At 69.5% G+C, this 25777-nt stretch carries 22 protein-coding genes and 2 pseudogenes; 11 read left to right on the forward strand and 13 right to left on the reverse strand.

Translation table 11 applies throughout. From position 1 onward, the window contains the following. Positions 1 to 60 precede the first annotated feature (60 nt). Entirely contained in the window at positions 61 to 1824 is a 1764-nt protein-coding gene (aspS, locus tag ABT114_RS05625; protein WP_351138928.1) for an aspartate--tRNA ligase, read from the reverse strand. 235 nt (positions 1825 to 2059) lie between these two features. On the opposite strand from aspS, the gene ABT114_RS05630 reads away from it, so the two are divergent. Further along, entirely contained in the window at positions 2060 to 4180 is a 2121-nt protein-coding gene (locus tag ABT114_RS05630; protein WP_351138930.1) for a SpoIIE family protein phosphatase, read from the forward strand. 37 nt (positions 4181 to 4217) lie between these two features. Here the strand turns inward: ABT114_RS05630 and ABT114_RS05635 are convergent, their stop codons facing one another. From ABT114_RS05635 to ABT114_RS05650, 4 genes are all read right to left on the reverse strand, one after another. Next, positions 4218 to 5264: an AI-2E family transporter gene (locus ABT114_RS05635; RefSeq protein ID WP_351138932.1), complete on the reverse strand. Its 1047-nt coding sequence runs from the start codon at positions 5262 to 5264 to the stop codon at positions 4218 to 4220. Positions 5265 to 5329: 65 nt separating this feature from the next. After that, positions 5330 to 6307 carry a pirin family protein gene (locus ABT114_RS05640; RefSeq protein ID WP_351138934.1) on the reverse strand — a complete coding sequence of 326 codons (978 nt, stop codon included), beginning with the start codon at positions 6305 to 6307 and terminating at the stop codon, positions 5330 to 5332. A gap of 177 nt (positions 6308 to 6484) precedes the next feature. Further along, a complete protein-coding gene (locus tag ABT114_RS05645; protein ID WP_351138936.1) occupies positions 6485 to 6649 on the reverse strand; it encodes a hypothetical protein in 165 nt (54 codons plus the stop codon). Between the two features lie 53 nt (positions 6650 to 6702). Next, positions 6703 to 7176, reverse strand: coding sequence for an SseB family protein (locus tag ABT114_RS05650; protein ID WP_351138938.1), 474 nt, complete (start codon positions 7174 to 7176; stop codon positions 6703 to 6705). Between the two features lie 123 nt (positions 7177 to 7299). On the opposite strand from ABT114_RS05650, the gene ABT114_RS05655 reads away from it, so the two are divergent. The 5 genes from ABT114_RS05655 to ABT114_RS05675 all read left to right on the forward strand — a co-directional run bounded on the left by ABT114_RS05655 (position 7300) and on the right by ABT114_RS05675 (position 12431). Next, positions 7300 to 9141 carry an acyl-CoA dehydrogenase gene (locus tag ABT114_RS05655; RefSeq protein WP_351138940.1) on the forward strand — a complete coding sequence of 614 codons (1842 nt, stop codon included), beginning with the start codon at positions 7300 to 7302 and terminating at the stop codon, positions 9139 to 9141. 108 nt (positions 9142 to 9249) lie between these two features. Further along, positions 9250 to 10545 carry a M18 family aminopeptidase gene (locus tag ABT114_RS05660; protein ID WP_351138942.1) on the forward strand — a complete coding sequence of 432 codons (1296 nt, stop codon included), beginning with the start codon at positions 9250 to 9252 and terminating at the stop codon, positions 10543 to 10545. A gap of 117 nt (positions 10546 to 10662) precedes the next feature. Beyond that, a complete protein-coding gene (locus ABT114_RS05665; RefSeq protein ID WP_351138944.1) occupies positions 10663 to 10917 on the forward strand; it encodes a DUF6458 family protein in 255 nt (84 codons plus the stop codon). A gap of 266 nt (positions 10918 to 11183) precedes the next feature. After that, a complete protein-coding gene (locus tag ABT114_RS05670) occupies positions 11184 to 12221 on the forward strand; it encodes a glycosyltransferase family 2 protein (RefSeq protein WP_351139510.1) in 1038 nt (345 codons plus the stop codon). Between the two features lie 45 nt (positions 12222 to 12266). After that, entirely contained in the window at positions 12267 to 12431 is a 165-nt protein-coding gene (locus ABT114_RS05675) for a hypothetical protein (RefSeq protein ID WP_351138946.1), read from the forward strand. 4 nt (positions 12432 to 12435) lie between these two features. Here ABT114_RS05675 and ABT114_RS05680 read toward each other — a convergent pair whose 3' ends face one another. Genes ABT114_RS05680 through ABT114_RS05690 form a run of 3 tightly spaced genes read right to left on the reverse strand, consistent with a single transcriptional unit; the run spans position 12436 to position 16007 of the window. Continuing rightward, positions 12436 to 14262: an NHL domain-containing thioredoxin family protein gene (locus ABT114_RS05680; RefSeq protein WP_351138948.1), complete on the reverse strand. Its 1827-nt coding sequence runs from the start codon at positions 14260 to 14262 to the stop codon at positions 12436 to 12438. 29 nt (positions 14263 to 14291) lie between these two features. Next, positions 14292 to 15623, reverse strand: a complete 1332-nt coding sequence (locus tag ABT114_RS05685) for a recombinase family protein (RefSeq protein WP_351138950.1) — start codon at positions 15621 to 15623, stop codon at positions 14292 to 14294. 57 nt (positions 15624 to 15680) lie between these two features. After that, the gene (locus tag ABT114_RS05690; protein ID WP_351139512.1) at positions 15681 to 16007 is read right to left on the reverse strand and encodes a cupin domain-containing protein; all 327 of its coding nucleotides are present in this window, start codon (positions 16005 to 16007) and stop codon (positions 15681 to 15683) included. Positions 16008 to 16112: 105 nt separating this feature from the next. Here ABT114_RS05690 and ABT114_RS05695 point away from each other — a divergent pair. Beyond that, positions 16113 to 16619 (forward strand): annotated as a pseudogene (locus ABT114_RS05695) (helix-turn-helix domain-containing protein); the annotation flags it as partial. Next, on the forward strand, positions 16616 to 17110 hold the full coding sequence (locus tag ABT114_RS05700; RefSeq protein ID WP_351138952.1) for an LURP-one-related/scramblase family protein: 495 nt from the start codon (positions 16616 to 16618) through the stop codon (positions 17108 to 17110). The pseudogene ABT114_RS05695 and the gene ABT114_RS05700, both read left to right, overlap by 4 nt. 63 nt (positions 17111 to 17173) lie before the next feature. Here ABT114_RS05700 and ABT114_RS05705 read toward each other — a convergent pair whose 3' ends face one another. Beyond that, positions 17174 to 17971 (reverse strand): carbon-nitrogen family hydrolase, encoded by a 798-nt coding sequence (locus ABT114_RS05705; RefSeq protein ID WP_351138954.1) that lies wholly within the window; start codon positions 17969 to 17971, stop codon positions 17174 to 17176. A 179-nt stretch (positions 17972 to 18150) separates the two neighbouring features. Here ABT114_RS05705 and ABT114_RS05710 point away from each other — a divergent pair, with 179 nt between their 5' ends. After that, positions 18151 to 18975, forward strand: coding sequence for a maleylpyruvate isomerase family mycothiol-dependent enzyme (locus ABT114_RS05710; RefSeq protein WP_351138956.1), 825 nt, complete (start codon positions 18151 to 18153; stop codon positions 18973 to 18975). 159 nt (positions 18976 to 19134) lie between these two features. Here ABT114_RS05710 and ABT114_RS05715 read toward each other — a convergent pair whose 3' ends face one another. Further along, the gene (locus tag ABT114_RS05715; protein ID WP_351138958.1) at positions 19135 to 20445 is read right to left on the reverse strand and encodes an MFS transporter; all 1311 of its coding nucleotides are present in this window, start codon (positions 20443 to 20445) and stop codon (positions 19135 to 19137) included. Further along, on the reverse strand, positions 20442 to 21092 hold the full coding sequence (locus ABT114_RS05720) for a GntR family transcriptional regulator (protein ID WP_351138960.1): 651 nt from the start codon (positions 21090 to 21092) through the stop codon (positions 20442 to 20444). Before ABT114_RS05720 ends, ABT114_RS05715 begins: the two co-directional genes overlap by 4 nt. A 210-nt stretch (positions 21093 to 21302) precedes the next feature. Here ABT114_RS05720 and ABT114_RS05725 point away from each other — a divergent pair, with 210 nt between their 5' ends. Continuing rightward, positions 21303 to 22205: a D-alanyl-D-alanine carboxypeptidase family protein gene (locus ABT114_RS05725; RefSeq protein ID WP_351138962.1), complete on the forward strand. Its 903-nt coding sequence runs from the start codon at positions 21303 to 21305 to the stop codon at positions 22203 to 22205. 180 nt (positions 22206 to 22385) lie between these two features. Beyond that, a pseudogene (locus ABT114_RS05730) lies at positions 22386 to 23260 on the forward strand (BRO family protein); the annotation flags it as partial. Positions 23261 to 23346: 86 nt separating this feature from the next. On the opposite strand, the gene ABT114_RS05735 reads toward ABT114_RS05730, so the two are convergent. Then, positions 23347 to 24774 (reverse strand): dihydrolipoamide acetyltransferase family protein, encoded by a 1428-nt coding sequence (locus tag ABT114_RS05735; RefSeq protein ID WP_351138964.1) that lies wholly within the window; start codon positions 24772 to 24774, stop codon positions 23347 to 23349. Positions 24775 to 24784: 10 nt separating this feature from the next. Further along, positions 24785 to 25777 (reverse strand): alpha-ketoacid dehydrogenase subunit beta, encoded by a 993-nt coding sequence (locus tag ABT114_RS05740; RefSeq protein WP_351138966.1) that lies wholly within the window; start codon positions 25775 to 25777, stop codon positions 24785 to 24787.

Below are 25777 nucleotides of genomic sequence, written 5' to 3' on the forward strand. Positions count from 1 at the left end.
CCGAAGGCAGAAGTGGCCCGGAACCGACATCCGGTTCCGGGCCACTCCCGTTGCTCGCGCCTACTTCGGCTGCGGCTTGCGCACCGTCAGGTGCAGCTCACGCAGCCGCGCCTCCTCCAGCTCCGTCGGCGCGCCCATCATCAGGTCCTGGGCGTTGCCGTTGAGCGGGAAGGCGATCGTCTCGCGGATGTTCGGCTCGTCCGCGAGGAGCATGACGATGCGGTCGACGCCGGGGGCGATGCCGCCGTGCGGGGGAGCGCCGAAGCGGAAGGCGCGGAGCATGCCCGCGAACTTCTCCTCGACGGTCTCACGGTCGTAGCCCGCGATCTCGAAGGCCTTGAGCATGATGTCCGGCTCGTGGTTCCGGATGGCGCCGGAGGACAGCTCGACGCCGTTGCAGACGATGTCGTACTGCCAGCCCAGGATGTCCAGCGGGTCCTGGGTCTCCAGGGCCTCCAGGCCGCCCTGCGGCATCGAGAACGGGTTGTGCGAGAAGTCGATCGCGCCGGTCTCCTCGTCCTTCTCGTACATCGGGAAGTCGACGATCCAGCAGAAGCGGAAGACGTTCTCCTCGAAGTGGCCGGCCCGCTTCGCGGCCTCGACCCGCACCGCGCCCATGATCTTCGAGACCTCGTCGAACTCGCCCGCGCCGAAGAACACGGCGTGGCCGGCGGCCAGCGACAGGCGCTTGGTCAGCTCGGCGACGTTCTCCTCGGTCAGGAACTTCGCGATCGGGCCCGTCAGCGAGCCGTCCTCGGCGACGCGGACCCAGGCCAGGCCCTTCGCGCCCAGCGTCACGGCGAAGTCACCGAGCTGGTCGAAGAACTTGCGGGGCTGCGACGAGACGTCCGGCACCGGCAGAGCGCGCACGTGCTTGCCCGCGAACGCCTTGAACTCCGAGCCCTCGAAGATGTCGGTGATGTCGACCAGCTCCAGCTGGGCGCGCAGGTCCGGCTTGTCGGAGCCGTACTTCAGCATCGCCTCACGGAACGGGATGCGCGGGAAGGGCGACGTCACGTGACGACCGTTCCCGAACTCCTCGAACAGCTCCGTCATGAGCTTCTCGATGGGCTGGAAGACGTCCTCCTGCTCGACGAAGGACATCTCCACGTCGAGCTGGTAGAACTCGCCCGGCGACCGGTCGGCGCGAGCGTCCTCGTCGCGGAAGCAGGGCGCGATCTGGAAGTACCGGTCGAAGCCGGAGATCATCAGCAGCTGCTTGAACTGCTGCGGGGCCTGCGGCAGCGCGTAGAACTTGCCCGGGTTCAGACGGGACGGGACGACGAAGTCGCGGGCACCCTCCGGGGAGGTGGCGCTCAGGATCGGGGTCGCCATCTCGTTGAAGCCCAGCGCCGTCATCTTGTGACGGATCGCCGAGATGACCGCCGTACGCAGCATGATGTTGCGGTGCATGCGCTCGCGGCGCAGGTCCAGGAAGCGGTACTCCAGGCGCCGCTCCTCGTTGACCCCGTCCTCGGCGTTGATCGTGAAGGGCAGCGGCTGGGCGGCACCGAGCAGCTCGACCTCGCCGACCTCGACCTCGATCTCGCCGGTGGGCAGGTCGGGGTTGACGTTCTCGGTGCCTCGGGAGACGACACGGCCGTCGATGCGGACCGTCGACTCCTTGGTCACCTTGTCGAGGGCCTCGTACGCGGGCGTGCCGGGGCGGGCCACGAGCTGCGTGATGCCGTAGTGGTCGCGCAGATCGATGAAGAGGATGCCGCCCAGGTCGCGCCGATTGTGCAGCCAGCCGCTCAGCCGGACGTCGGTGCCGACGTCAGAGGCGCGGAGCTCGCCGCAGGTGTGGGACCTGTACCGATGCATCGTCGTTCATCCAGCCTTCGCGGATCGGGGTCGTGTTTCACGTGAAACAACTTCACCCAAGCGTACCGGCCACCTCGCGATCGCCTCCCCACCATTAACCCGGGGGGGTCGGGGTCCGTCGACCCGGGTGGCGGGGGCCGGGGTCCGTTGGCCGGGGTCCGTTGGCCCGGGCGCCGGGGTGCACCTCCGTACCCATCGTTGGCATTCTCGGATCGTTTGTTCATAAAGTGGGGCAATGCGCACTGGTGAGCCCCTGCCCGACGTGGGGACTGTCCTCGCCGCCCTCGCGACCGGGATGTGGCACTGGGACACCTCAACCGGGCTGGTCACCGTCGACGCGGAGGCGGCCCGGCTGCTCGGGCTGCCCACCGAACAGACCACCCTCACCGAAGCCCAGGCGCGCGCCCGCCTCCACCCGGTCGACTGGAACGAGATCACCGGAGTGGTCCGGCTCGCCGTCGCCGAGGGCACCCTCGCCGAGGTACGGGTCCGGATCATGGACGAGCATGGCCGGATCATCCGCACCGTGCGCAGCCGCTCCAAGCCGAGCTACGACCCCGCCCGGCGGGCGTTCGAGCTGATCGGCACCCTTCAAGAGGTCGCCGAGCCGTCGCCGAGCACTCCGGCCGGGCGCAGCGCGGTCATTGGGGACTGGCGGCGCTCCCGGGAGGCGTTCCTGCTGGACGCCGGCCGGGCGCTGGCCGAGGCGCGGTCCACGGAGGAGGTGCTGCGCGTCGCGGCGACCCTGTCGATGCCGGGCTTCTCACCGGACGGCCTGGCGGTGTTCGGCGTGGAGGGCGACCGGCTGACGATCATCGGCCACCACGGGCAGCTGCCGGACGAGGCACCCTTCTCGCACATGCCCCTGGAAACGGACTACCCGGCCGCGGAGGTCGTCCGCACCGGCCGGGCCGTGTACCTGTCCTCGCCCGAGGAGTACAAGGAGCGCTACTCGGTCACCTGGCCGCTCGTCGAGCGGTTCAGCCGCCACTCCTGGGCGTACCTGCCACTGACCGTCGGCGGCCGCACGATGGGCGCCTGGCTGGCGGCCTTCGCCTACCCGGTGGCGTTCACTCCGGACGAACGGTCCGTGCTGACGACGGTGGCCCGGATGCTCGCGCAGGCCCTGACCCGGGCCGGCACGGCCGAGTCGGAGCGCGAGCTGACCGACGGACTCCAGCGCTCCATGCTGCCCACACTGGGCCCCGAGATCCCCGGCATGAACCTCACCGCCCGCTACGTCCCCACCGGCGGCGGCCTCCAGGTCGGCGGCGACTGGTACGACATGATCCCGCTGCCCAGCGGGCGCTTCGCCCTCGTCATCGGCGACGTACAGGGGCACGACGTGCGGGCGGCGGGCCTGATGGGCCAGCTCCGCATAGCCCTGCGGGCGTACGCCTCCGAGGGCCACCGCCCCGACGCCGTACTGTCCCGCGCGTCCCGCTTCTTCTGCGGCCTCACCCACACCGACGACCCCGCCGACCTGCGCTTCGCGACCTGTCTGTACGTCGAGGTCGACCCCGCGACCGGGGTCCTGGAGACCGCCCGGGCCGGCCACCTGGACCCGGTGATCCGCATGGCGGACGGAACCGTGCTGGTCCGCGCCACGGCCGGCGGCCTGCCCCTCGGCATCGACCCGGACTCCGACTACCCGACCACCCGGCTCGCCCTGGAACCCGGCGAGACGCTGATGATCTGCACGGACGGCCTGCTGGAGACCGGCGGCCACGACCTGTCCACAGGCTGGAAGCGCATCCGCACCACCCTCGAGGACCACGACGGCGACCTGGAGGAGCTCGCCGACGCGCTCGTCCAAGCCGTGCACGGACCCTCCTCCCACTACACCACCGGGCCGCTCTCCGACCGGCGCGAGGACGACATCGCCGTCCTGCTGCTCAGCCGGCACGGCGCGAGGTGCCGGCGCGGCGCCCCGGTCGCCGTACGGCCCGCGGTGCGCCGCACGGCGCTCACGGTCGCGCAGGTCGAGCCCGAGCGGATCGCGGAGGGCCGGCAGCAACTGCGCGATCTGCTGCACGACTGGCCCTCCACGGAACAGGTGGACTCAACCGTGCTGCTCGTCTCCGAGATGCTCACCAACGTCCTCGTGCACACCGACACCAACGCACTGCTGGTCGCCGAGGTGACCGGCCTTCCGGGCGAACGGCGGATACGGGTGGAGGTCACCGACACCGGCGACGACCTCCCGCACAAGCGCACACCGGGCGAACTGGCCTCCTCCGGCCGCGGCCTCCTCCTCATCGAGCTGCTCGCGGACACCTGGGGCGTGGCACCGCGCGGCGAGGGCAAGAGCATCTGGTTCGAACTCCACGAGCAGGAGGGCACAGAAGAGCCGTAGGGCCTGGGTGACGGCGTTGAAGGGCGTAGGGCCCGCGCTACGGATCCGACGGCTCGGGCGACGCGTAACGCATGCGCAGCTCGTGCAGGACGCCGAAGGCGGCCGCGGTCAACGGCACCGCCAGCAGCATGCCCAGGATCCCGGCCACGGACGCGCCCGCGGTGATCGTCAGCATCACCACCGCAGGATGCATCTGCACGGTCCGGCTCTGGATCATCGGCTGGAGCACATGCCCCTCCAGCACCTGCACCGCGAGCACCACCCCGAGCGCCCACAGCGCGATGACGAACCCGCGGTCGGCGAGCGCGACCAGCACGGCCACGGCCCCGGAGAGGAAGGCGCCGAGGTAGGGGATGTAGGCGCCGACGAAGACGAGCGCGCCGAGCCCGACGGCACCCGGCACGCGCAGGACCAGCAGCCCGACGGTGATGCAGATCGCGTCGATCAGCGCGATGAAGGTCGTCCCGCGCATGAACCCCTCGACGGCCTCGAAGGCCCGCCGCGCCATCGTCTCCACGGTGTCGGCGGCACCGCGCGGAGCGAGTGATTTGAGCAGGTCGGGGGTCCGGTGGGAGTCCCGTAGGAAGAAGAAGACGAGCAGCAGGGCCAGTACGGCCATGGCGATGGTCTCGCCGACGACGCTGACCCCGCTGATGACGTTGGAGGCGGCGGTCCCACCGAACTTGGCGAGCAGGTCCTTGCTGTTGGTGGCGAGGTCGTCCAGCGAGGTCCCGGCGGCCCCGAAGTGGTCGGCGATCCCCTGCGCCGCCCGCTTGAGCGAGGCGATGATCTCGTCCCCGGTGTCGATGAGCGCCGCGACGACGATGTACACGGCCCCGCCGACCACGGCCACGACGGCGACGCAGGTGACGGCGGCGGCCACGGACCGGTTGACCCCGGCCGTCACCAGGCGGCGGTGCAGGGGCCCGAGCAACGCGGTCCCCAGCAGAGCGAGCAGCACCGGCGTCACGGCCGTACGGAACTCGGCGCACAGCCGGATCCCGACGTAGCCGACCCCGGCGACGAGCAGGACGACGACGCACCAGGCGGCGAGCCGCCTGACGGGATCGGGGAGCAGGTGCACGCCTCCACCCGATCACGCACCGGGCGGGCCGTCCCGTCAGGACGGCCCGCCCGGGTGACGGACTGTCAGGCCTGCGGCCCGCCCTCGGTCATTCCGTGCACCGCCGGGACGGTCCCCAGGCGGCCCTTCTGGAAGTCCTCGAAGGCCTGCTGCAGTTCCTGCTGGGTGTTCATCACGAACGGGCCGTAGTGGGCCATCGGCTCGCGGATGGGCTGTCCGCCGAGGAGGACGACCTCGAGGTCCGGCGTGTGGGAGTCCTGCTTCTCGTCCGCGCGGACGGTCAGCGAGGAGCCGGTGCCGAACACGGCGGTCTGGCCCAGCTGGATCGGCCGGCGCTCCGCGCCCACCGAACCCCGCCCAGCCAGCACATACGCGAGACCGTTGAAGTCCTCGCGCCACGGCAGGGTGAGCTCGGCGCCCGCCGCCAGCGTCGCGTGGACCATCGTGATCGGCGTGTGCGTGATGCCGGGGCCCTGGTGGCCGTCCAGCTCACCGGCGATGACCCGCAGCAGCGCGCCGCCGTCGGGGGTGCTGAGCAGCTGGACGTTGCCGCCGCGGATGTCCTGGTAGCGCGGGGCCATCATCTTGTCCTTGGCCGGGAGGTTCACCCACAGCTGAAGGCCGTGGAAGAGACCGCCGGACATGACCAGGGACTCCGGCGGCGCCTCGATGTGCAGCAGGCCGGAGCCGGCCGTCATCCACTGGGTGTCGCCGTTGGTGATGGTGCCGCCACCGCCGTTGGAGTCCTGGTGGTCGAAGATCCCGTCGATGATGTACGTCACGGTCTCGAAGCCACGGTGCGGGTGCCAGGGGGTGCCCTTGGGCTCGCCCGGCGCGTACTCCACCTCGCCCATCTGGTCCATCATGATGAACGGGTCCAGGTGGCGGTAGTTGATCCCGGCGAACGCACGGCGCACCGGGAAGCCCTCACCCTCGAAACCGCTCGGCGCGGTCGTCACGACGAGCACGGGGCGAGCCACCGCGTCGGCGGGGGCGGCCACGCGGGGCAGCGTCAACGGGTTCTCGACGGTCACTGCAGGCATGTCGGTACCTCCTTGTGCACCCAGTTTAGTTGAGCATTGAACTTTCTGCCACTCCTAACGGAGAGAGCCCGGCGAACATTCCCGCCGGGCCGTCAGCGAACTCCCGTAGAGCCGGTGCACTGCGGGAGGTGAGGGAGAACGCGGGCGGCTGCGGACCCGTCCCGGCCAGGACGACCGTCAGTCGGCGCCCCCGGAACCGGACACGTCCACGCGTTCGATCGCCGCCACAGGTATCCGGCGCCGCCCTCCGCCCGCGTCCAGCAGCAGCACGCCGGCCCGCAGCCGGGCAGCAGAACGCCGCCGGTCGCGCAGGACCAGCGGCGAGGTGTCGGTCGAGGCCACGCGGGCACAGTAGGCGAGCCCGGCGAGCGGAAGGGGAGATTCAGGAAGACGGCTCAGCCATACATCCGGCGCATCGCGAATTCGACCATCTGTTCGACGGCCTTCGCGTCGAAGACCATCCGATGCTCGCCCTCCATGTCCAGGACGAAGCCGTAGCCGGTCGGCAGCAGGTCGATCACCTCGGCGCCGGTGATCACGAAGTACTTGGACTCCTTGCCCGCGTACCGGCGCAGCTCCTTGAGGGAGGTGAACATCGGGATCACCGGCTGCTGGGTGTTGTGCAGCGCGAGGAAGCCCGGGTTGTCGCCGCGCGGGCAGTAGACCTTGGAGGTCGCGAAGACCTGCTGGAAGTCCTCGGCGGCCAGCTGGCCGGTGGTGAAGGCGCGGACCGCGTCCGCGAGGGACGGGGGCGACGGCTCCGGGTAGAGCGGTGGCTGCTGGCCGTAACCGCCGACACCGCCGGGCATCTGCTGCTGCGGCGGGACGTACCCCTGCTGTGCACCTGCGCTCTGGTCGTAGCCGTACATGCCGCAAAGAGTACTGAGTCACAGATGACCCAATCGGGGTTGCTTCTTATTACCGACGGGTAGCATCATCGTTGAGTAGCTACTTGCTGGTATTTCTCTCTTCCTGTTTACGGAGCCGTCGCCATGGGGCACTACAAGTCGAATCTCCGCGACATCGAGTTCAACCTCTTCGAGGTGCTCGGCCGCGACAAGCTGTACGGCAGCGGCCCGTTCGAGGAGATGGACACCGAGACCGCGAAGAGCATCCTCGAGGAGCTGACGCGCCTCGCGGAGAACGAGCTGGCGGAGTCCTTCGCGGACGCCGACCGCAACCCGCCGGTCTTCGACCCGGAGACGAACACCGCTCCGGTCCCGGCGACCTTCAAGAAGAGCTACAAGGCGTTCATGGAGTCGGAGTACTGGCGGCTCGGTCTGCCCGAGGAGATCGGCGGCACGACCGCCCCGCCGTCCCTGATCTGGGCGTACGCGGAACTGATCCTCGGCGCGAACCCGGCCGTGTGGATGTACTCCTCCGGCCCGGCCTTCGCGGGCATCCTCTTCGACGAGGGCACCGAGGAGCAGAAGAAGATCGCGCAGATCGCGGTCGAGCGGACCTGGGGCTCCACCATGGTGCTCACCGAGCCGGACGCCGGTTCGGACGTCGGCGCCGGGCGCACCAAGGCGGTCCAGCAGGAGGACGGCACCTGGCACATCGAGGGCGTGAAGCGGTTCATCACGTCCGGTGAGCACGACATGGAGGAGAACATCCTTCACTACGTGCTCGCGCGGCCGGAGGGCGCCGGCCCCGGCACCAAGGGCCTCTCCCTCTTCCTCGTCCCGAAGTACCTGTTCGACTTCGAGACCGGCGAGCTGGGCGAGCGCAACGGCGTCTACGCCACGAACGTCGAGCACAAGATGGGCCTGAAGGCTTCCAACACCTGCGAGATGACGTTCGGCGACCAGCACCCCGCCAAGGGCTGGCTGATCGGCGACAAGCACGACGGCATCCGTCAGATGTTCCGCATCATCGAGTTCGCGCGGATGATGGTCGGCACGAAGGCCATCTCCACGCTGTCGACGGGCTACCTCAACGCGCTGGAGTACGCCAAGGAGCGCGTCCAGGGTCCCGACCTGGCGAACTTCATGGACAAGGCCGCGCCGAAGGTCACCATCACCCACCACCCGGACGTGCGCCGCTCGCTGATCACGCAGAAGGCGTACGCGGAGGGCATGCGCGCCCTCGTCCTCTACACCGCCTCCATCCAGGACGCGATCGCGGTCAAGGAGGCGGGCGGCGAGGACACCTCCACCGAGCACGCGCTCAACGACCTGCTCCTGCCGATCGTCAAGGGCTACGGCTCCGAGAAGGGCTACGAGCAGCTCGCCCAGTCGCTCCAGACGTTCGGCGGCTCCGGCTTCCTGCAGGAGTACCCGATCGAGCAGTACATCCGCGACGCCAAGATCGACACCCTGTACGAGGGCACCACCGCGATCCAGGGCCAGGACTTCTTCTTCCGGAAGATCGTCCGCAACCAGGGCGCGGCGCTGAACTCCCTCGCCGAGGACATCAAGAAGTTCCTGGCGCTCGGCACGGGCGGCGAGGAGCTGGCGGGTGCCCGCGAGCACCTCGCCAAGGCGGCCGTCGAGCTGGAGGCCATCGTCGGCCTGATGCTGACCGACCTCGCGTCGACCGAGCAGGACGTCAAGAACATCTACAAGGTGGGCCTGAACACCACGCGCCTGCTGCTCGCCTCCGGTGACGTCATCGTCGGCTACCTGCTGCTGAAGGGCGCCGCGATCGCCGCCGAGAAGCTCCAGACGGCGTCAGCAAAGGCTGTGTCTTCCAAGGATGTGGCGTTCTACACCGGCAAGATCGCGGCGGCGAAGTTCTTCGCGGCCAACGTCCTGCCCGGCGTCACCCTGGCCCGCAAGGTGGCCTCGGACGTCGACCTGGAGCTGATGGAGCTGGACGAGGCCGCGTTCTAGCCCGTTCCCGTCGGATCCGGTCAACGGACACGGACCCCACACAGCCCTCACGAGGGCCCGCTCCCGGTGAGAGGGAGCGGGCCCTCGTACGTCGTTAAGGTGAACCCCATGAGCGAACCCTCCCGCTTCGACCGCGGCCACACCGACGACCTCATGTCCTTCCTGACGGCGAGCCCGTCGCCGTACCACGCGGTGGCGAACGCCGCCGAGCGGCTGGAGAAGGCCGGCTTCCGGCAGGTCTCGGAGACGGACGCCTGGGACGGGACGAGCGGCGGCAAGTACGTGCTGCGCGGCGGTGCGATCGTGGCCTGGTACGTCCCCGAGGGCGTCGCGCCGCACACCCCCTTCCGGATCGTCGGCGCCCACACCGACTCGCCCAACCTGCGGGTCAAGCCGCTGCCCGACACCGGGGCGCACGGCTGGCGGCAGGTGGCCGTGGAGATCTACGGCGGGCCGCTGCTGAACTCCTGGCTCGACCGCGACCTGGGCCTGGCGGGCCGGCTGACGCTGCGGGACGGTTCGACGCGCCTGGTGAACATCGGCCGGCCGCTGCTGCGGGTCCCGCAGCTCGCCATCCACCTCGACCGCGCGGTCAACACCGAGGGCCTCAAGCTCGACAAGCAGCGGCACCTCCAGCCCATCTGGGGTCTGGGCGACGACGTGCGCGACGGCGACCTGATCGCCTTCCTGGAGGAGGAGTCGGCGCTTCCGGCGGGCGAGGTGACCGGCTGGGACCTGATGGTGCACTCCGTGGAGCCGCCGGCCTACCTGGGCCGCGACGAGGACCTCCTGGCCGGCCCGCGCATGGACAACCTGCTGTCCGTGCACGCCGGTACGGCGGCGCTGACGGCCGTGGCGGCCGTGGCGGACCTGCCGTACATCCCCGTACTCGCCGCCTTCGACCACGAGGAGAACGGCTCGCAGTCCGACACGGGCGCGGACGGCCCGCTGCTGGGCAGCGTGCTGGAGCGTTCGGTGTTCGCGCGCGGAGGGTCGTACGAGGACCGGGCCCGCGCCTTCGCCGGCACCGTCTGCCTGTCCTCCGACACGGGTCACGCGGTCCACCCCAACTACGCGGAGCGGCACGACCCGACGCACCACCCGCGTGTCAACGGCGGCCCCATCCTCAAGGTCAACGTCAACAACCGCTACGCGACGGACGGTTCGGGCCGCGCGGTGTTCGCCGCCGCCTGCGAGAAGGCGAACGTCCCCTTCCAGTCCTTCGTCTCCAACAACTCCATGCCGTGCGGCACGACCATCGGCCCGATCACCGCGGCCCGGCACGGCATCCGGACCGTCGACATCGGTGTCGCGATCCTGTCGATGCACAGCGCACGGGAGTTGTGCGGCGTGGACGACCCGCACCTGCTGGCGAACGCGCTGGTGGCGTTCCTGGAGGGGTAGAACGGCCGGTGGCCGCATGGGTGTTGGCCGCATGGGTGTTGGCCGCATGGGTGTCGGGTGCGGGGGTACTCGGTGTCGCGGACCGGAACGACCGGACCGGACAGGGAGGCGACACTCATGGGCCTCGGCGGGTGCATCATCCTCATCGCCGTGGGAGCCATCCTCACGTTCGCGACCGACTGGCAGATGGAGGGGGTCAACCTCGACCTGGTCGGGATCATCCTGATGCTCGTCGGGCTGATCGGCGTGGCGACGTTCAGCGGTATCGCCAAGCGCAGGCGGGTGGTCGTACCGCCGCCGACGACGACCGTCATCGAGGAGGAACGGCACCATCACCACCGGGACGGCTATTCCGACGGATACGGCGTATGAGCCGTAGTCACAGGGCAAACACAGACAACCGTGAGCACTCCGTTACTCGGGGCGACTTGTCGGGTTGTGTGGATATCGTGAAGACTCTGGAGCCCTGAGGGCGACGCAGTTTCACGACGGGGGGCTCTGCCGTGCGCGACGGAGCGGTGATATCGGACGGTTTCACCGCGAGCGCGGGCGGCCCGCGGGCACGACGTGCGCGGCGCCATGCCGCCCGCCGCGCCCACGCCGCCCGGGAGGAACCGTCCGAAAGACCCCGCCTCGCGGTGCTGATCCCGGCCCACAACGAGCAGGACCGCATCGCCGCCGCCATCGACGGCCTCTGGGACCAGACCCGGCGGCCCGACCTCATCGTGGTGGTCGCCGACAACTGCACCGACGACACCGCCGCCGTCGCCGCCGCCCACGGCGCGCAGGTCTTCCACACCCAGGGCAACACCCACAAGAAGGCCGGCGCGCTCAACCAGGCCATCGCCTGGATACTGCCCCACCTCGACGACCGCGACCTGCTGCTGGTGCAGGACGCGGACACCGTCCTGAACCCCTCGTTCACCGAGACCGCCCTCGCCACCTTCAACCGCAAGGTCGGCGCCGTCGGCGGCGTCTTCTACGGCGAGGCGGGCGGTGGACTCCTCGGCCTGCTCCAGCGCATGGAGTTCCAGCGCTACGCCTGGGAGCTGGAACGCAACGGCGGCAGGGCCCAGGTGCTCACCGGCACCGGAACCGTGTTCCGGGCCCGGGTGCTGCGCGAGGTGCGCGCCGCCCGCCGCTCCGGCCTGATCGGCGGCGGCACCGGCTACTACAGTCTGGCCTCGCTCACCGAGGACGACGAGATGACCAAGGCGGTCAAGACCCTCGGCTACCGGGCCATGTCACCGGCGGGCTGCGCGGTCACCACCGAGGTCATGCCCACCCTGCCCAAGCTGTGGCACCAGCGGCTGCGCTGGCAGCGCGGCGCCCTGGAGAACCTCCGCGACTACGGCTGGACCCGGGTCACCGCCCGCTACTTCATGCAGCAGTTCCTGATGGGCTTCGGCGCGCTGTCCTTCCTCGTCTACCTGACCTTCATGATCATGTCCACGGCGGTCTACGGCCTGCCCGGCCTGTCCCCGTTCTGGACCGCGATCGGCCTGATCTTCGTGGTCGAGAAGACCGTCTCCGTACGCCGCGCCGGACCCCTGGCCGTCCTGGTGGCCGCGCTGATGATCCCGGAGATGCTCTACGACCTGTTCCAGCACGCCGTCTACTTCTCCTCGCTGTGGGGCCTGCTGCGCCGCAGCGAGGAGAAGTGGGTGGCCACCTGAGCCCGCCCCCCACGCCTTCGCACCAACGCCCATAGGAGAACGACGATGTACGGAAGAGTGATCGGCGCCGGCACCACCGGCGCCGGAGGCGCCACGCTGGCCGCCACCGGGATGTGGATGAACAGCATGGCGCTGATGGTGGCCGCCACCACGCTGGTGGCGGCCGGGGTGGCCCTGTTCAAACTGGCACCACGCCCGCGCCGCCGCTGAGCCGTCAGGCGTCCTGTGCCGTCTCCTGGTCGTCCATCCCGGCCAGGACCAGCGGCAGCCGGTCCGCCCCGCCCTCGGTGAGGCGGACCGGGACGCCCCAGTCCTGCTGGTGGACGTGGCAGGCGGGATATTCGTTCGCCGGGTCGTCGTCGCAGGAGGCGGCCATCGCGGAGACGTGCAGGACGCCCTCCGTGACGGCCGGGTTCAGTTCCAGGGCACGGGAGAGATCGGTTCCCGCGCCCTCCCCGGCGAGCAGCAGCTCCGGTGGGGTCGAGGAAACGAGCAGCCGGGTGGACGGGCCGTAGCGGGTGTCGAGCTTCTGGCCTGCCGGGGCCTGGAAGATGACGTCCAGCTGGAGTCCGCCGGGGGCGACTTCGGAGGCCGCGCGCTGGGTGCGATGGGCGACCGCCTCGACCCGTACGGCCTCCGCGGGCAGCCGCAGCCGGGTCAGCCGGTGCCGGGCGGACTCGACGACCACGATGTCGTCCCCGACGAGCACCGCGTCGCTCGGCTCCCGCAAGTCCGTGGCCAGCGTGGTCACTTCGCCCGTCGCCGGGTCGTAGCGGCGCAGCGCGTGGTTGTACGTGTCGCTCACCGCAACCGAGCCGTCGGGCAGCGCGGTGACACCCAACGGGTGCTGCAACAAGGCCTGTGCGGCCTCTCCGTCGCGGTGCCCGAAGTCGAACAGTCCGGTGCCGACGGCGGTGTGCACGGCTCCGTCGAGGTCCACCCAGCGCAGCGCGCTCGTCTCGGAGTCGGCGAGCCACAGCCGGTCCTCGGTGGCGGCGAGCCCGGACGGCTGCGCGAACCAGGCCTCGGTGTCGGGCCCGTCCACCAGTCCCTCGTTCGTCGTACCGGCCGCGACCTCGACCGTCGCGTCGGCCGGGTCGTACGCCCACAGCTGGTGCACACCGGCCATGGCGATCCAGACGCGCCCGTTGAACACGGCCACGTCCCACGGCGAGGACAGGTCCACCTCCCGCGCCGGCCCGGAGGTCGGCGAACCCTGCCACCACTGCCGGCCCGTCCCCGCGAGAGTCGTGACCTCACCGGTCGCCAGATCCAGGCGGCGCAGCGCGTGATTCACGGTGTCCGCGACGACGACCGAGTCCGCGTCGAGCAGTGCGAGCCCCTGCGGCTCATTAAATCCGGCTGCCTCGGCCGTCCCGTCCACCAAGCCCCGCGCACCGGATCCGATACGCCGTACGACCGACTCCCCATCCGCCTCCAGCTCCACCAGCTGATGCCGGGTGGTGTCGCTGACCAGCAGGTTCCCGTTCGGCAGGGCGAGCGCCTTGCCGGGGAAGCGGAGCACCGTGGGCTGCGGCTCCGGTGCCACATACGGCCCGTCCCCGCGCCGCAGGGTCCCCTTCGCCGCATGCTCGGCCTCCAGCTCCTCCACCAGCCGGGCGATCGCGTGCGCATGCCCCTCACCGGCGTGCTGCGCGACGACGTACCCCTCGGGGTCGATCACCACGAGCGTCGGCCAGGCCCGCACCGCGTACTGCTTCCAGGTGGCGAGCTCGGGGTCGTCCAGCACCGGATGCTCGACCCCGTACCGCTCGACGGCGTCGACCACCGCCTGGTGCTCCGCCTCGTGCACGAACTTCGGCGAGTGCACCCCGATGATCACCACTGTGTCCCGGTGCTTCTCCTCCAGCTCCCGCAGCTCGTCCAGGACGTGCAGACAGTTCACGCAACAAAATGTCCAAAAATCAACAATTACGATGCGGCCTCGGAGATCAGTGAGGCCGAGCTGTCCACCGACTGTGTTGATCCAGCCACCCTTACCTGTCAGTTCTGGGGCCCGGACACGTGCTCGCTTTGCCATGGTTCAAGCCAACCACACCCCCCTGAGCCCTATTCCGCCCGACCTTCCCCGGCCCAGATGATCCCCAGTCGTCTTTCCGGATCGAACCGCCGCCCCCGTCCCTCGGCCCGCGCGACCGAGACCCGCTCGATGGCGGCGGACAAAAGTCCCCGCCTGGTTCCCACATCGCTTCGCCTCCACAGAGCCGTCAGATCTGCGCGGTCGAACGGAACATCCTGGTCAGCCATCGCCTTGCGCGTCGGATGCCCTGCGGGGAGGGATGAGATCCTGTCGATGAAGGCTTCCACCACCGCCCTCTCGACAGGCGCCGCAAGCGCCCGCGCGCCAGGACAGGTGTGCCCCAGCCGCACGCCCTGACAGACGTACGACTCGCCGTTCATGCTCATGCGCATTCCGCATCCGTCGATTCCGCAGTAGAGAAGTCCTGTCAGCAGGTGCGCTGACGCCCGGACGGGGTACTTCTCACCATTGCCCCTGAGCCGGGTCCTGGACTCCAGAGCGGCAATGATCTGCTTCCGCTCCTCAACGGTGACGATTCCCTCACCCACGACTACCGGACTTCCGGTCGCCGAGTCCTGGTAGGGCTTCACCACCCCGGTGTATTTGCGACGGCCGCGCTCCTCGTCCCATACGGTCTCGGTCTCCGGAAGCAAACCCGCGAATGCCGGCGCCTTGAGTAGCTGGGACAGTGAGCCCACTTGCCAGAGCCCGCCCCGGGGTGAAGGAACCCCGTTTTCGTTGAGCAGCCTCGCGATCCTTACGAGAGGGCTGCCCGCGAGTGCCTCGTCCGCGATCAGACGCGCGTACACAGAAGTCTCCGCATCCGGGGTCAGTCGCCCTGAATCAGGGTCGACGCACAGTCCGTAGGGGGGCGACCCTCCGATCCACTTCCCCCGGCTGCGCAAGTACTGCTTGGCATGGCGGATGCGCTCCCCCTGGGTCTCCGACTCGACACGAGCCCACTCCGACAGGGACGCAATGGCGAGCCTGGCCCCCGGAGAACGCGAGTCCAACTCGTCCATGACGGAAACGAGACGGCCGCCGACATTGTCGAACTCGTCCAGCAGAGGACCGACCTCAGCGATGCCCTTGCGGCTGAGCCTGTCCATCTTCCACACGATCAGCGTTCGCACCGCACCCGACGTGACAGCCGCTCTCGCGGCATCGAAGCCCTCTCGGCTCACCTCCTTGTAGCCGGACCGCCCTCGGTCGGCATGCACTTTGCGGACCAGTAAGCCATGCGAGCCGGCCCAGGCCCGGCAGTCGGCCTCCTGCCGCTCAATCGCCGTCTTGCCGTCCCGATCCAGCGAGAGCCTCAGATAGAGGTCGGCATATTCGACACATGCATCGTGTTGCTGCAAGTCCCCTCCCAGAGTTGATCACTCTGTGAACGAACAGCAGAGTCGAAGGTAATGAACTCACCCCAACGCGTGACCCGTCGTGGCATCCACATGGTCCGGGACCTCGTCGTGGCAATCGCCGACCGTGAGGGTGCCGGTGGGCTCGAACATCAGGATCGACGCGCCTGCCGGGGCGATCGGCTTGTGTTCCGTGCCGCGCGGGACGGTGAAGACCGAGCCCTTGGGGAGTACGACGTTGCGCTCGCCGCCGGCCTCCCGCAGGGCGATCGTCAACTCGCCCTCCAGGACCAGGAAGAACTCGTCCGTGTGGTCGTGGACGTGCCAGACGTACTGGCCTTCGACCTTGGCGATGCGCACGTCGTAGTCGTTGACGGCGGTGACGATGCGGGGGCTCCAGAGGTCGGTGAAGGAGGCAAGGGCAGTGGAGAGGGAGACGGGGTCGGCGGTGCTGCTCGGGGCGGGGTCGGCGGTGCTGGTCGGGGCCGATGGACCGCCGCCGGCAGCGCGGCCGCGCTCGATCTCGGGCTGCACATCGTGCGGCGCGATCAGGGCGCCGAGATCGCCAATGCCGTCAGTCGACGGCTGGTCTTCGCCGCGCACCGCGACGGCGGGCAGCGCCAGTTCGTAGAGCGGCCGCTGCCCGACGTACCCGACGAGTCCCTCGGGCCGCTGCTGGCCCGGGCGCAGGAGCGGCTCGGCGAACCGCTCACCGTCGTGGACCTCGCGGCGCGGGCGGCCGTCAGCCCGGCCACGCTCCACCGGCGTTTCCGGGCGCAGCTCGGCACGACCCCCCTCGCGTGGCTCACCGGAGAACGGGTCGCACTCGCCTGCCGGCTCATCGAGCACGGGGAGGAACGGCTGGACGTGGTGGCGATGCGCAGCGGTCTGGGGACCGCGGCGAACCTGCGGGCGCGGTTGCGGCGCGAGACCGGACTGAGCCCGTCGGCGTACCGACGGCGTTTCGGACCGCCCGCCGGGGAAGCGGTAAGCGCATGAGATTCCTCGTACGCGACCGGCTGCTCGGCTTCGGCGACGACTACTGGATCGAGGACGACCGCGGCAACAAGGTGTTCCTCGTCGACGGCAAGGCGATGCGGCTGCGCGACACCTTCGAGCTGAAGGACACGCGTGGACGCGTCCTGATCGACATCCATCGGAAGATGTTCGCGCTGCGGGACACGATGGTGATCGAACGGGACGGCGAGCCGCTCGCGACGATCAGGCGCAAGCGGCTGTCGCTGCTGCGCAACCACTACCGGGTGTCGCTCGTGGACGGCACGGAGCTGGACGTCAGCGGCAAGATCCTCGACCGCGAGTTCGCCGTCGAGTACGAGGGGGAACTGCTGGCCGTAGTCTCCCGGCGGTGGCTGCACGTGCGGGAGACGTACGGCGTCGACGTCGTACGGGAGGACGCGGACCCGGCACTGCTGATCGCGGTGGGGGTGTGCGTGATCCATCTGGCGGAGAAGGAGCGGGGGGACGACTGAGGCCGGGCCACTGAGGCCGGGCCACTGAGGCCGAGGGGGCGGGGCTGCCCACCCGCCCGGGGTTCAGCGGCGGGGCGTCGCCAGCCCCAGCACCCGGTCCTTCAACGCGGGGAACTGCTCCCGGGTCGTGGCGACCCGGGCGGGGTCGAACTCCACCGTGAGGACCTCCTCGTCGGGGCCGGCCTCCGCGAGCACCTCGCCCCACGGATCGACCACGATCGAGTGACCCGCCTGAGGAACTCGGGCGTGCGTCCCGGCCGTTCCACACGCGAGCACGAACGCCTGGTTCTCCACCGCCCGCGCCTGAGCCAGCAGCGTCCAGTGCGACCGGCGGCGTGCCGGCCAGCCGGCCGGAAGCAGGAGAACCTCGGCACCGGCGTCGACGAGGCCGCGGAAGAGTTCGGGGAAACGGAGGTCGTAGCAGGTGGCCAGACCGACGGTCGTCTCGGGCAGCCGCGCCGTGACCAGTTCCGTACCCGCGCCCATGAGCACGGCCTCGCCCTTGTCGAAGCCGAAGCGGTGGACCTTGCGGTAGGCGGCGGCCAGGTCGCCGGAGGGGGAGAAGAGGAGCGAGGTGTTGTACAGCGGCCCGTCCGGGTCCCGCTCCGGAATCGAACCCGCGTGCAGCCACACGCCCGCATCGCTCGCGGCCTTCGCCATCACCTCGTAGGTCGGCCCCTCGAGCGGCTCCGCCTCGCTGCCGAACCGCTCGTAGGCGAAGGCGCCCGTGGTCCACAGTTCAGGCAGCATCACCAGGTCTGCGGCATCGGCCTGATCCCGTACCAGGGAGGCCACCCGCGCTCGACGCGATTCGACCGATTCATCATCGTCCACGGCGATCTGGATCAAAGAGGCGCGCACACTACCACCGTCCTGGCATTCGAGTCGTCCACACGGGCCTACGATCGTCACACCAAAGGCCTGCCGGGGTGCCTCACAGCAGCGTAACTTAGCGTTCCAAGACACCCGCCGACAGCCACGTCCCGCTGGCAACGCTGCCACAAACCGCCCGTGTACCGACCGCCGAGGGGTCCCGTTCCGTGAGTCTGCATCCCACCCTCCAGCCCTACGCCGACGCCTGGACCCACTCCATCGAAGCGATATCCGAGCTGGTGCAGCCGCTTGTGGAGGGCGAGTGGAACCGGCGGACCCCCTGCCCGGGCTGGTCCATCCGCGACATCGTCTCCCACGTCATCGGCCTGGACAACGAAATGCTGGGCGACCCGCGCCCCATCCACACCCTCCCGCGCGACCTGTTCCACGTCACCAACGAACACCAGCGCTACATGGAGATGCAGGTCGACGTCCGCCGCCACCACACGGCGCCGGAGATGACGTCGGAGCTGGAGTACACGGTCATCCGCCGCAACCGCCAGCTGCGCAACGAGTCCCGCGACCCCGGCACGAAGGTACGCGGCCACCTCAGCACCGAGATCACCCTCGAAGAGTCCATGCGTACCCACGCGTTCAACGTCTGGGCGCACGAACAGGACCTGCGGACCGCCCTCGGCCGCCCCGGAAACCTGGACTCCCCCGGCGCGCACATCGCCCGCGACGTCCTGCTCGCCGAACTCCCCCAGGTCGTGGCCGACAAGGCCAAGGCACCCCGCAGTTCGGCGGTCGTCTTCGACGTCCACGGTCCCATCGAGTTCCTGCGCACGATCCGTGTCGACATCCAGGGCCGCGGCACCCTGGAAACGGCCCCCGCCCTCGGCCCCGCCGCCACTCTCACCCTCGACTGGGAGACCTACGTCCGCCTGGCCTGCGGCCGCGTGACACCGGAGGCGGTGTCGGACCGGGTGAAGGCGGAGGGGGATCCGGAGCTCACGGAGGCGATCCTGCGGAACTTCAAGGTGACCAAGTAGTCGTTGGGCCGCGGGCATGCGTGCCGCCTGGGGCGGCACCCGTCCCGCGGAAGGGCGGCACCCCGTAAGCGCCGGGCTGCGAAACCCACCCGCCCGCACCGGCACAGGGCACCGCCACGCCCGACACGCCCGTCACGCCCGTCACGCCCATCACGCCCATCACGCAGGGACGTGCACCGTCTCCACCCGACTGGCGACCAACCGCTCCCGCTCCCGCCTCGCCGCCCTCTTCCGCAGCCGCAGAATCTGGCTGACCCCGAGCGCCTGAAGAACGAACACCGTGGAGAAGGCAACGGTGTAGTCGTCCCCCGTGGCATCCAGCAGCACGCCCACCGCGAACAGCGTCGTCATCGAGGCGACGAAACCCCCCATGTTCGTGATCCCGGACGCGGTCCCCTGCCGCTCCGGCGGATTCGCCGGCCGCGCGAAGTCGAAGCCGAGCATCGACGCCGGCCCACACGCCCCGAGCACCACGCACAGCACAATCAGCAGCCACATCGGCGCATGCGCAGCGGGCCACGCGAGCGTCACCGCCCAGAGCACAGCCGTAGCCCCCACGGTCCCCAGCGCCAACGGCAGCCGGGCCTCGTGATGCCGGGCGACGATCTGGCCGTACACCAGGCCGATCACCATGTTGGACAGCACGACCAGGGTGAGCAGCTCCCCGGCGGTGGCCCGGGTGAGCCCCTGTGCCTCGACCAGGAACGGCAGCCCCCACAGCAGCAGGAACACCATCGCCGGGAACTGGGTGGTGAAGTGCACCCACAGCCCCAGCCGCGTCCCCGGCTCCCGCCAGGACGCAGCGATCTGGCGGCGGACGTAGGCCGCACCCTGGTGCGGGAACGGCTCCGGCTCGCACCCCTCGGGGTGGTCCTTCAGGAACAGCAGCAGCAGGACGAGCACCACGACACCGGCGAGCGCGCTGCCCGCGAACGCCGCCGTCCATCCGATGCCGTGCAGCAGCCGGGCCAGCACCAGCGTCGACACCAGGTTGCCCGCCATGCCGGCCAGACCTGCGAGCTGCGCGACCAGCGGGCCGCGCCGCGCCGGGAACCAGCGCGTGCCGAGCCGCAGCACGCTGATGAACGTCATCGCGTCACCGCACCCGAGCAGCGCCCGCGACGCGAGCGCCGTGCCGTACGACGGTGAGAACGCGAAGCCCAGCTGTCCGGCCGTGAACAGCACGACCCCGATGGTCAGCACCTTCTTGGTGCCGAGCCGGTCCACCAGCAGCCCCACGGGTATCTGCATGCCCGCGTACACCAGGAGTTGGAGGATGGAGAAGGTGGAGAGCGCGGAGGCGCCCACGTGGAAGCGGTCGGCCGCGTCCAGGCCGGCCACGCCCAGGGACGTACGGAAGATGACGGCGACGAAGTAGACCGCGACGCCGATGGACCAGACGGCGATGGCACGTCGGCCGCCCGGCGGATCTCCGGGGAGTGCGATCGCGGTCCTGGAGCTGCTGCTCATCGGACCTCACCCCGGGCCAGGTGGGAGAACCAGCTGACGTGCCGGTGGACGACGGCGACGGCCGCGTCCGCGTCCCCGGAGCGCAGCGCAGCGAGGATCTCCTCGTGCTCGGCGAGGGTCTTGGCGATCCGGTCGGGGTGAGAGTGCATCACGGCGACGCCCATCCGCAGCTGGCGGTCGCGGAGCTGGTCGTAGAGGCGGGAGAGGATCTCGTTGCCGCCGCTGCGGACGATCTCGGCGTGGAAACAGCGGTCGGTGACGGCGGCGGCGGCCAGGTCACCGGCGGCGGCCTCGGCCTTCTGCTGGGCCAGCAGCTCCTCGAGCCGTTCGACGAGGCCGGCCGGCGCGGGCACCGCCTTGCGTGCCGCGTGCTCCTCGACCAGCTGCCTGGTCTCCACGACGTCGGCGATCTCCTGCGCGGAGACGGGCAGGACGAGGGCGCCCTTCTTCGGGTAGAGCTTGATCAGGCCCTCGACCTCCAGCCGCAGCAGCGCCTCGCGCACCGGTGTGCGCGAGACCCCGACGGCCTCGGCGAGCTCGCCCTCCGTGAGCAGGGTCCCGCCCTCGTAACGGCGCTCCAGTACGCCCTGCTTGACATGGGTGTAGACGCGGTCGGTGGCGGGAGGTTGCTTCACGGCCAGGCTCATGCCTACAGGATAGATACAACACGTACGCAAGAGTTGCTCGTTTCACCATGCGGACGCCGGCCGGCGCGTCCTTCACTCCATCGAGAAGTCCCCCCAGCAACAGCACAACTATGTGTGCTACTTACGTGTCACACACTTGCGGCCCCACCCACTTTTCCCCTGCAACTCGGCCGCATGTCAGGGCCATTCAACGTATTCGGGGTACCTCACTTGATAAAGGGCATTCAGGGCATCCGCTTCCGTCGTGCCGCCGCCGTCGCCGTCACCACCGGCGCCGTGCTGGCCACCGGAGCCCTCACCGCGGCACCCGCGCAGGCGGTCACCACGCCCTCGATCGTGGCCAAGACCGGCTACGTGATGAACAACGCGAACGGCGCGAAGCTCTACGGCAAGGGCATGGACACCAAGCTGTCCACCGGCTCCACCACGAAGATCATGACCGCGAAGGTCGTGCTCGCACAGACCAACCTCAACCTGGACGCCAAGGTCACCATCCAGAAGGCGTACAGCGACTACATCGTTTCGAAGGGCGCCTCGTCCGCCCACCTGATCGTCGGCGACAAGGTCACCGTCCGCCAGCTGCTGTACGGGCTGATGCTGCCGTCCGGTTGCGACGCCGCGTACGCGCTGGCCGACAAGTACGGCAGCGGCTCGACGCGGGCCGCGCGCGTGAAGTCGTTCATCGGCAAGATGAACACCACCGCGAAGAGCCTCGGCCTGACGAACACACACTTCGACTCGTTCGACGGCATCGGCAACGGCGCCAACTACTCGACGGCGAAGGACCTGACGAAGCTCGCCAGCAGCGCGATGAAGAACTCCACGTTCCGTACGGTCGTCAAGACCAAGAAGTACACGGCGAAGACGGTCACCAAGACCGGCAGCACCCGCACCATGTCGGCGTGGACCAACACGAACACGCTGCTCAGCAGCTACAGCGGCGCCATCGGCGTGAAGACCGGCTCCGGCACCGAGGCGAAGTACTGCCTCGTCTTCGCCGCGACCCGCAACGGCAAGACCGTCATCGGCACGGTTCTCGCCGACACGAACGCGACGCAGCGCGCCACGGACGCGACGAAGCTCCTCAACTACGGCTTCGCGAAGCTCGGCTGACACGCTCGGCGTGATCGTGAAGGGGACCTCCCGCGAAAGCGGCAGGTCCCCTTCACTGCTTTCCCGTTCGATTCACTCGCAATGATGAACATCATTGCGCTGACTGGCATATTCGATTTTCTCCGCCCTACGTTCCGCAGCGGAGGTGGTTCACATGAACGAACCCAGCAAGCGGCCCGACGCGGGCGAACAACACCAGACGGAAGCCACTGGTTCCCGGCGGTGGACGTCTGCAAGAAGTTGGGGTACACGACGCCCCGGAAGGCGCTCCTCGACCATGTACCAGAGGAGCATCGAGAAAGTCTTGAGACAGTGACTGGAAGTTACGGTCTCAGCATTCCCGCAGGTAGGGAGTGGCGACGAGACTTGCAACTTCTCGATCTCCAAGGCCTGATCCTCCTCGTCAACGGCTGCACCAAGCCCGCCTGCGCCCCCTTCAAACAGTGGAGGGGTCCTACACGCTCGACAAGGCCGAGGTGCAGCCCGCCGAGCCGGGCGCTCCCATCGCGTACGCCATGCCGGAGCAGGTTGCCGAGGCCATCGTCCGGCTCGAAGAGCGCAACCTTCAGGCGGACGAACAACTCGCTGTCGCTCAGCACGAATCGCTCGCCTTGCAGCGGAGCACGGTGGAAATGCAGCAGACCATGGTCGAGATGCAGCGGACCATGGTGGAAATGCAGCGCGAAACCCTCGCAGCGCAGCAAACCATCGCCCTGGCCATGGAGCGCATCGCGAACCGGCTCGACGTCCTGGGCCTCGACCGTCCGGCGCCCACCACCGACTTCTCCGCGAACCCGACCACGGAGTCCGTACTGGCCGACTGGCGACAGCGGCTGTCCGTGACGTCGGACGTCTGGGCGGTGGCGGTGGTGATCGTCCCGGTCCTGCTCGAGAAGGGTGAGCTGCGTCAGCCGCTCGACTCCATCGCGGCCCGTACGGGGCTCTCGGTGCACCGGGTCAACGAATGCCTGCGCATGCTGCGCAAGCACGCCTGCATCCAATCCCAGGGCGGCAGCGGGGATGGGACGCCGATCTACGTGCTCAACCGTCCCTGACCCGGACTACGAAGAGAGAGGGGTCGGTCGCAAGACGAAGTTGCGGCCGGCCCCTCTGCCTTGACCCTATCCAGTCGCGGCGGCCCTCACGCCCAGGTAATCAACTTCTTGGGCTGCTCGAGGATCGCCGCCACATCCGCCAGCACCTTGGAGCCGAGCTCTCCGTCCACCAGCCGGTGGTCGAAGCTCAGCGCCAGCGTGGTGACCTGACGGGGCTTCACCTTGCCCTTGTGGACCCATGGCTGGAGCTTGATCGCACCGACGGCGAGGATCGCGGACTCGCCCGGGTTGAGGATCGGCGTGCCCGTGTCGACGCCGAAGACACCGACGTTGGTGATGGTCACCGTCCCGCCCTGCATCGCCGCCGGCGAGGTCCTGCCCTCGCGCGCCGTCGACACCAGCTCGCCCAGCGCCTCGGCCAGCTGCGGCAGCGTCTTGGCGTGCGCGTCCTTGATGTTCGGCACGATCAGACCGCGCGGGGTCGCGGCCGCGATGCCCAGGTTGACGTAGTGCTTCTGGACGATCTCCTGGTTGGCCTCGTCCCAGGAGGCGTTGACGTCCGGGTTGCGCCTGATGGCCACCAGCAGGGCCTTGGCGATCAGCAGGAGCGGGTTCACCCGCAGACCCTGCATCTCCTTGTCCTGCTTCAGCTCCTCGACGAGCTTCAGCGTGCGGGTCACGTCGACCGTCACGAACTCCGTGACGTGCGGCGCGGTGAACGCCGAGCCGATCATGGCCTGGGCGATGGCCTTGCGGACACCCTTGACCGGGATACGGGTCTCGCGGGCACCGTCGTACGTCGCGACCGGCGCCGGAACCTGAACCACAGCCGCCGGAGCCGCCGGAGCCACGGGCTCGGGGGCGGTGACGGGGGCGGTAGCGGGGGCCGGCTGGGCGGGAGCCGCCGCCGCGTACACGTCCTCACGCGTGATGATGCCGTCCGGGCCGGACGGAACCACCCGCGCCAGGTCCACTCCCAGGTCCTTCGCCAGCTTGCGCACCGGAGGCTTCGCCAGCGGACGCTGCTCGACGGTGGCGGCCGGGCTGCCATGGCCGTTCAGTTCGCTCTGGACCGCCGCCGAGGCCTCCTGGACCGGGGCCTCCGGGGCCTCCAGGCCCTTGCGGGGGCGGCGCTTGGTGGAGGACTCGGCCACGCCGTAGCCGACGAGGACCGGCTGGCGGCCCTGGGGCTTCGGCTCCTCCTGCTGCGGCTCGGCGGGAGGAGCGGCCGGGGCCTCGGCGGGCGGCGCCCCGCCCGCCACGTCCACCGCGATGATCGGCGTGCCCACGTCCACCGTGGTGCCCTCGGGAAAGCGCAGCTCGCGGACCACTCCGTCGTAGGGAATGGGGAGTTCGACGGCCGCCTTGGCGGTCTCGACCTCGCACACCACCTGGCCGTCCGTCACCGTGTCGCCGGGCTGGACATACCACTTGAGGATCTCGGCCTCGGTGAGTCCCTCGCCCACGTCGGGCATCTTGAACTCGCGTACGGACGCTTCGGTCATCGTCGTCACGACCCTCTCCTCAGTACGCCAGGGCACGGTCGACGGCGTCGAGTACCCGGTCCAGGCCCGGCAGGTACTCCTCCTCCAGGCGCGCCGGCGGATACGGGGCGTGGTAGCCGCCGACCCTGAGCACCGGGGCCTCCAGGTGGTAGAAGCAGCGCTCCGTGATCCGGGCGGCGATCTCCGCGCCCGAGCCGAAGAACACCGGCGCCTCGTGGACGACGACCAGACGGCGGGTCTTCTCCACCGACTTCTGGATCGAGTCGAAGTCCAGCGGGGAGATCGAGCGCAGGTCCAGGACCTCCAGCGACTTGCCCTCCTCGGCGGCCGCGTCGGCGACCTCGTGGCAGAGCTTCACCATCGGGCCGTAGGCGACGAGGGTGAGGTCGGTGCCCTCGCGGGCCACGCGTGCCTTGTGCAGCGGGCCGGGGATCGCCTCGGTGTTGACCTCGCCCTTGTCCCAGTAGCGCCGCTTGGGCTCGAAGAAGATCACCGGGTCGTCGCTCTGGATGGCCTGCTGCATCATCCAGTAGGCGTCGCCGGCGTTCGACGGGGAGACGACCTTCAGGCCCGACACGTGCGCGAACAGCGACTCGGGGGACTCGGAGTGATGCTCGACCGCGCCGATGCCGCCGCCGTAGGGGATCCGTACGACGACCGGGAGTTTGATCTTGCCCAGCGAGCGGGCGTGCATCTTCGCGAGCTGCGTGACGATCTGGTCGTACGCCGGGAAGACGAAACCGTCGAACTGGATCTCCACCACCGGGCGGTAGCCGCGCAGGGCGAGGCCGATCGCCGTGCCGACGATGCCGGACTCCGCGAGCGGGGTGTCGATGACGCGGCTCTCGCCGAAGTCCTTCTGCAGTCCGTCCGTCACACGGAAGACGCCGCCGAGCTTGCCGACGTCCTCACCCATGACGAGGACCTTCGGGTCGGAGTCCAGGGCGCGGCGCAGCGACTCGTTGATCGCCTTGGCGATCGCCATGCTTTTGGATGTCACGGTCTCCGCCAT

This window comes from Streptomyces sp. NPDC002088 (genome assembly GCF_040296605.1).
Taxonomy (GTDB): domain Bacteria; phylum Actinomycetota; class Actinomycetes; order Streptomycetales; family Streptomycetaceae; genus Streptomyces.